This is a genomic window from Luteibacter sp. P4_D7_3 (assembly GCF_056401735.1).
The window spans coordinates 1-6481 of sequence record NZ_JBFUIT010000235.1 but is presented as its reverse complement, the minus strand read 5'-3'; the positions used below and the strand labels follow the sequence as shown (position 1 = coordinate 6481).

Annotated in this window: 4 protein-coding genes; 1 reads left to right on the top strand and 3 read right to left on the bottom strand. The window is 64.0% G+C overall.

Annotated features, from left to right (window positions below):
- Window positions 1–1147, bottom strand: a 1147-nt coding sequence (locus tag AC1DSN_RS16620; protein WP_477331753.1) for an alpha,alpha-trehalose-phosphate synthase (UDP-forming), incomplete at its 3' end; no start/stop codon positions are given.
- Window positions 1144–1929, bottom strand: coding sequence for a trehalose-phosphatase (gene otsB / locus AC1DSN_RS16615; protein WP_477294851.1), 786 nt, complete (start codon window positions 1927–1929; stop codon window positions 1144–1146). The genes otsB and AC1DSN_RS16620, both read right to left, overlap by 4 nt.
- A 180-nt stretch (window positions 1930–2109) precedes the next feature.
- On the opposite strand from otsB, the gene clpB reads away from it, so the two are divergent.
- A complete protein-coding gene (clpB, locus tag AC1DSN_RS16610) occupies window positions 2110–4692 on the top strand; it encodes an ATP-dependent chaperone ClpB (RefSeq protein ID WP_477331751.1) in 2583 nt (860 codons plus the stop codon).
- 113 nt (window positions 4693–4805) lie between these two features.
- Here the strand turns inward: clpB and AC1DSN_RS16605 are convergent.
- The coding region (locus tag AC1DSN_RS16605) for a TonB-dependent receptor domain-containing protein (RefSeq protein WP_477331749.1) at window positions 4806–6481 on the bottom strand (1676 nt) is incomplete at its 5' end.

Genomic DNA, 6481 nt, shown 5'->3' with positions numbered 1-6481 from the left:
CGCCGGGGTCCTGCGGGTCCTGGCAGGCGACATATTCCTTGGCGACCAGGTTCATGCCGTCACGCAGGGGCGTCACCAGGCCGACCTTGGCGACGCGGAAGTAGCCTGCCAGCACTTTGTGGGCAAATGACTTGTTCACGTAGCGGATCGGTACCCAGTCCGGCTCGGCGTACTGTCCGTTGATGTGACCGGCGCTGCGCTCCAGCTCGCGGCGCAACGAGCGGTACTCGGGTACGTCGGAGCGGGACGGCGGGGCGATCTGCAGCAGCGAGACGCGGCCGCGCATCTCCTTATGGTCGCGAAGCAGGCGTGCGAAGCCTTCGAATCGTTCGGGCAGGCCTTTCGAATAATCCAGGCGGTCCACACCGATGATCAGCGAGCGATCGTCCACGCTGGCCCTCAGTTTGGCGACGGCGCCACTGTCTTCCGCGCGGTGGGCCAGTTCGACGGCCTCGGCCGTGTCGATGCTGATCGGGAACACGCCAGCGCGGAAGATGCGCCCGTTGGCCGCGCGGATCCGGCCGCCCGTGCGCATGGCCGCCCCCAGCTCGTGCAGGAAGTAGTCCTCGAGGGCGCGTACATCGCGCTGGGTGTGCAGGCCGACGAGATCGTACGAGGCCAGCGGCTCGAGCAGCTCGCGATGCCTTGGCAGGGTGATCAGCAAGCCTGCCGCCGGCAGGGGGGTATGCAGGAAGAAGCCGATCCGGTTCTCGACACCCAGCTCGCGCAGCATCGCCGCCAGCGGAATCAGGTGGTAGTCGTGGACCCAGATGATGTCGTCCTTCCTGAGCAGCTTCGCCACGCGCTTGGCGAAGATCCGGTTGACCCGGAGATAGCCTTCAAGATGGTCGCGACGGTAGTCGACAAGGTCGGCGCGGTAGTGGAAGAGTGGCCAGAGAGCGCGGTTGGCGAAGCCACTGTAATAGTCGTCGTGATCCTGCTTGGACATGTCGATGGTGGCGTAGCTGATATGGCCATCGGCCACTTCATGCAGTTCCTTGCCGGTCTCGGCGGCGATGTTGCCGCTCCAGCCGAACCATAGGCCGCCCATTTCCTGCAGCGCCGCGTTCATTGCGGACGCCAGTCCGCCGGTCTGCGTCTGCTTGGGTAACGCGACGCGATTGGAAATGACGACTAGTCGGCTCATGTTGCGCTTGTGGCTCCTTGCGACAGCCTGGCTTTCACGGAATCCAGCCAAGCATGAACGTCAGCCGGGCTAGACAATGTGAACGTCGCTTGTGACGGTGTTCTTGCGCCTATGCGAACGGAAGCGCCGCCGTGGGCGTTGACGAAGATAAAAGCGTGCTCGTCGGTCAGGTCGTCACCGAGATAGACCGGGCGGCGACCGTGGAACGGCGCTTCGTCGAGAAACGAGGCCACTGCCACGCCCTTGTCCATGCCGCGCGGCTTGAACTCGAAGACATAGCTGCCAGGTTGTAGCTCGAAGCCGGGGAAGCGCTTGGCGATCATCGGCGCGCGGCGAGCCAGTTCCGGTTCGTACTCGGGGCGTTCGCGGCAATGCAGGGCAACCGACCAGCTCTTGTCCTCGACCCGCACGCCAGGCATTTCGGTGGCGACCGCGTGGACCGTCTCGCGTAGTCGGGCCAGTTCCGCCGGATCCACAGGAACCGTGATCACCCGGCCCGTCGCGTCGCGCCGTTCCATACCGTGCTGACCGGCGGCCGCCCAGCGCGGCCGGTTGAAGATCTGGTCCAGCCCGCTGATCGCCCGTCCACTGACCAGCGCCATCGCACCACCCAGTGCCGCGTGGATCGCATCGAGGGTGTCCAGCAGACCCTCGGCCAGGGCGACACCGTCGGGATCATCGGCGAAGGCGAGCAGCGTGCCGTCCGCGTCCAGGAACAGGGCGGTTTCGGCGTCGATCAGGCCCGGAACAGGGCGGGGCAGAGTGTCGCGGCTGGCTGTCACGTTGGCTCCATGGGGCTGCGATTCCCCGAGGATGCAGGGTGTAGTGTGAAAAAAGCGGAGGAAGCCTTGTTGCGCCTGCTCTTCACCGTTGAAGGAGCACGCTCCCACCCGCATCTGTTTGGCCAGAGGCGGTCGCGGGGAGGGCCCGGGGCGCGCCAGAACCTTTGGGAGAAACCTTCGATGCGTATGGACAAACTTACGTCGCGATTCCAGCAAGCGCTGGCCGACGCCCAGTCGCTGGCCGTCGGCCGCGACAACAATATGCTCGAGCCGGCACACGTGCTGGCCGCGCTGCTCGACCAGCAAGGCGGCTCGACCGGGCCGTTGCTGACTCAGGCCGGGGTCAACGTACCGTCCCTGCGCCAGCGCGTGGGCGAGATCCTCGACCGGCTGCCGCGTGTCGCGGGCGAGGAAGGCAATATCAACCTCGGCAACGACCTCAATCGCCTGCTCAACCTCACCGACAAGCTTGCCCAGCAGCGCGGCGACCAGTTCATCGCCAGCGAGCTGTTCGTGCTTGCCCTGCTGGAGGATCGCGGCGAGGTCGGTGGTGCGCTGAAGGCGGCCGGCGCCACGAAGGAGCGACTTGAGGCGGCGATCGACAAGCTGCGCGGCGGTGAAAAAGTGCAGTCGGAGAACGCCGAAGAGCAGCGCCAGGCGCTGGAGAAGTACACGATCGACCTGACCGAGCGCGCCGAGGCCGGTAAGCTCGATCCGGTGATCGGCCGCGACGAGGAAATCCGCCGGACCATCCAGGTCCTGCAGCGCCGCACCAAGAACAATCCCGTGCTTATCGGTGAGCCGGGCGTGGGCAAGACGGCCATCGTCGAAGGCCTTGCCCAGCGCATCGTCAACGGCGAAGTGCCCGAAGGCCTGCGCGACAAGCGCGTGCTCTCGCTCGACATGGGCGCGCTCATTGCCGGTGCGAAATTCCGCGGCGAGTTCGAAGAGCGCCTGAAAAACGTGCTCAGCGACCTCTCGAAGCAGGAAGGTCGGGTGATCCTCTTCATCGACGAATTGCACACGATGGTCGGCGCCGGCAAGGCCGATGGTGCGATGGATGCGGGCAATATGCTGAAGCCCGCCCTCGCACGCGGCGAGCTGCATTGCATCGGCGCAACGACGCTTGACGAGTATCGCAAGTATGTCGAGAAGGACGCCGCGCTCGAGCGCCGATTCCAGAAGATCCTTGTCGGCGAGCCGAGCGTCGAGGACACCATCGCGATTCTGCGTGGCCTGAAGGAGCGCTACGCCGTCCACCATGGTGTGGAGATTACCGATCCGGCGATCGTTGCCGCAGCGACGCTTTCCGCGCGCTACATTCCCGACCGTCAGCTGCCGGACAAGGCCATCGACCTGATGGACGAGGCTGCTTCGCGGATCCGCATGGAAATCGATTCCAAGCCGGAAGAACTCGACCGCCTCGAGCGCCGCCTCATCCAGCTCAAGATCCAGCGCGAGATGCTGAAGAAGGAGCACGACGACGAGTCGAGGCAACGCCTCGCCACCCTCGAATCCGATATCGAGAAACTCGACCGCGAGTTCTCCGACCTCAACGAGGTATGGAAGTCGGAAAAGGCAATGCTCCAGGGCACGACCAAGGTCAAGGAGCAGATCGAGGCCGCACGCGTCGAGTTGGAAGCCGCCCAGCGTCGCCAGGACTATGCGGCCATGAGCGAAATCCAGTACGGCCGACTGCCGGCGCTGGAGGCCCAGCTCGCCGCGGCCCAGCAAGCCGAAAAGCAGGACTTCACGCTGCTGCAGGACCGCGTGACCGCCGAGGAGATCGCCGAGGTGGTCGCCCGCTGGACCGGGATTCCCGTGGCGAAAATGCTCGAAGGCGAGCGCGAGAAGCTGTTGCAGATGGAGAGCGCGCTGCATTCGCGCGTGGTCGGCCAGGAAGAGGCAGTGAAAGCCGTATCGGATGCGATCCRCCGTGCGCGTGCGGGCTTGTCCGATCCGAACCGCCCGTACGGATCGTTCCTGTTCCTTGGTCCGACGGGCGTCGGCAAGACGGAGCTGTGCAAGGCGCTGGCCGATTTCCTCTTCGACACGCAGGACGCCATGATTCGCATCGACATGAGCGAGTTCATGGAGAAACACTCGGTGAGCCGTCTGGTGGGTGCACCCCCCGGGTATGTCGGTTATGAAGAAGGTGGCTACCTCACCGAAGCCGTTCGGCGTCGTCCGTACAGCGTGATCCTCCTGGACGAGGTGGAGAAGGCGCATCCGGATGTGTTCAACATCCTGCTGCAGGTGCTCGACGATGGCCGCCTCACGGACGGCCAGGGCCGCACGGTGGACTTCCGTAACACGGTCATCGTGATGACCTCGAACCTGGGGTCGAACCTGATCCAGGAGCAGGCCGGCGACAGCGAAGCCGATTACATGCAGATGAAGGCCTCGGTGCTCGGCGTCGTGCAGGGGCACTTCCGTCCCGAGTTCATCAATCGCCTCGACGACCTGGTGGTGTTCCGTCCACTCGACAAGAAGCAGATCCGGTCCATCGCGCGTATCCAGCTCGCCTACCTCGGTAAGCGACTGGCCGAACGCCAGCTCGGGCTCGACGTGACCGACCGGGCGCTGGATCTGCTTGGTTCGGCAGGCTTCGATCCGGTCTACGGCGCGCGTCCTCTTAAGCGTGCGATCCAGCAACAGCTGGAGAACCCGCTGGCGCAGCGAATCCTGCAGGGCGTGTTCACGCCCGGCCAGACCGTGCGTGTGGACTCCGACGGCAACCACCTCAACTTCGAGGCGGTGTAAACGCAGCGATGCCCTCTGCTCGGTAGGAGCCGATTCATCGGCGATGCTCTCGCGAGCACCCTTCGCCGATGAATCGGCTCCTACACGAGCAGCGGACGCTGCGCGGCTCGCCCTCAGAACCGAAAGCCCACCTTCGCGTACATGTACCGCCCGTTGAAACCGAACGGCGACAGCGCCGAGTACTGCAGGCCGCTGGCGAAGTCTTCGCCGGTATTGTTCGCCTTTACCCGGTTCGGGTACTGATTGGTCACGTTGTCGACACCCACGGTGAAGTTCCACGCGTCGATGGCGTAGCCCAGCGAGGTGTTCAACAGCCAGCGTGCCGAGAACACCTGGTCCGTGGTCGGATCGGTGTTCACCCGCGTGACCGAGCCGTAACGTGTCAGGTCTCCGTGGACGGTGAAGCCGGCGAGGGCCCAGTCCGCGCCGAACAGGAACTTCGTGCGTGGCGTGGCCTTGGTCAGGATGCCCTGGCTCGAACGTCCGAACAGTTCGATGGGATCGGTCGAGTTCGCCTGGAGCACCGCCGGTGTGGCACTCACCGAGAGCACCTTCACCTGGTTGTAGTTGCCGCTGGCGAGCAGGTTCACCTCACCCCACGATGTCGTCGGGATTCGGTAGTTGAGCACCAGGTCCGCACCGCGCGTGCGTGTGGCTGCCGCGTTGGCGAAGTACTGGATCGCAGTGACCTGCTGGCCTGGCACGATGCTGTTGAAGTACGCGGCGAGGAGCGGGTCGGTCAGGCTGATCGTGTCCGAGTACAGGATCTGGTGCCAGATGCGGATCTGGTAGACGTCGAGTGTGGCGCTGAAATCCGCCAAGGGCTGCCATACGGCGCCAAGACTGTAGTTCGCGGACTTCTCCGGCTTCAGTGCCTTGGCGCCGAGTGCGATTGCTGCGGGATCCGACGTCCGGTACGTACCCGTCTGTGCCAGCTGGCCAGTCGTGGGATCGATGATGGTAACCACCGACTGATAGTTCTGCTGGGCCAGCGAGGGTGCACGGAAGCCGTTGGAGATGGTGCCGCGAAGGGCGAACTCCGGCGTGAACTGGTATCGACCGGAAATCTTGCCCGAGCGTGTGGAACCGGCGTCGCTATAGTGCTCGTAACGGCCCGCGACACCTGCGGAGAACTTGTCCGTGATGTCGTTTTCCAGATCGACGTAGAGCGCTTCGCTGTGCCGGGTAAAGCTGCCGGCTGCATCCGGTGACAGCCCTGGGAACACCTGCGATCCACCGGCGTACGGCGTGGTCGTGCCGGGAATGAACGTGTTTGGGTCGAAGAAATACGAGGTCGGGTCGCCGGCGTCGATTTCGTATTTTTCCTTCCGGTACTCAGCGCCGAAGGCAAGCGTCAGCGGATTCTTCAGCCAGTCGACGGCGAAATCCTTGCCAATGTCGATGTTCGCCAGCGCCTGCGAATTCTTGAAGGTGCCCGCGTTGAAATACGTGGGCGACGAGCCGGTCGTGTAGTAGAGGTTGGTGTTGACGCTGTTCTGGATGTCGAAATCGAGGTTGTTGATGCCGTAGTTGCCGGACGCATCCCATCGCCATCCGCCATCGGTGACGCCTTTCACGCCGAGCACCGCGGTGGTGTCGTTCACGTGGTTGACGATCTGCGGAAGAAAGCCGTCCGGGTAGATCGCAGGAACATTGCGCGCATTGGCGGCGGCGCGGTAATAACCGTTCGAGGTGACGTCGCGGCGGCTCATGGTAAGGAAGCCGTAGACATCGACGTTGTGCGCGACTTCGTACTGGAAGTTGGTCAGCGCCTGGTAGGTCGTAGGTC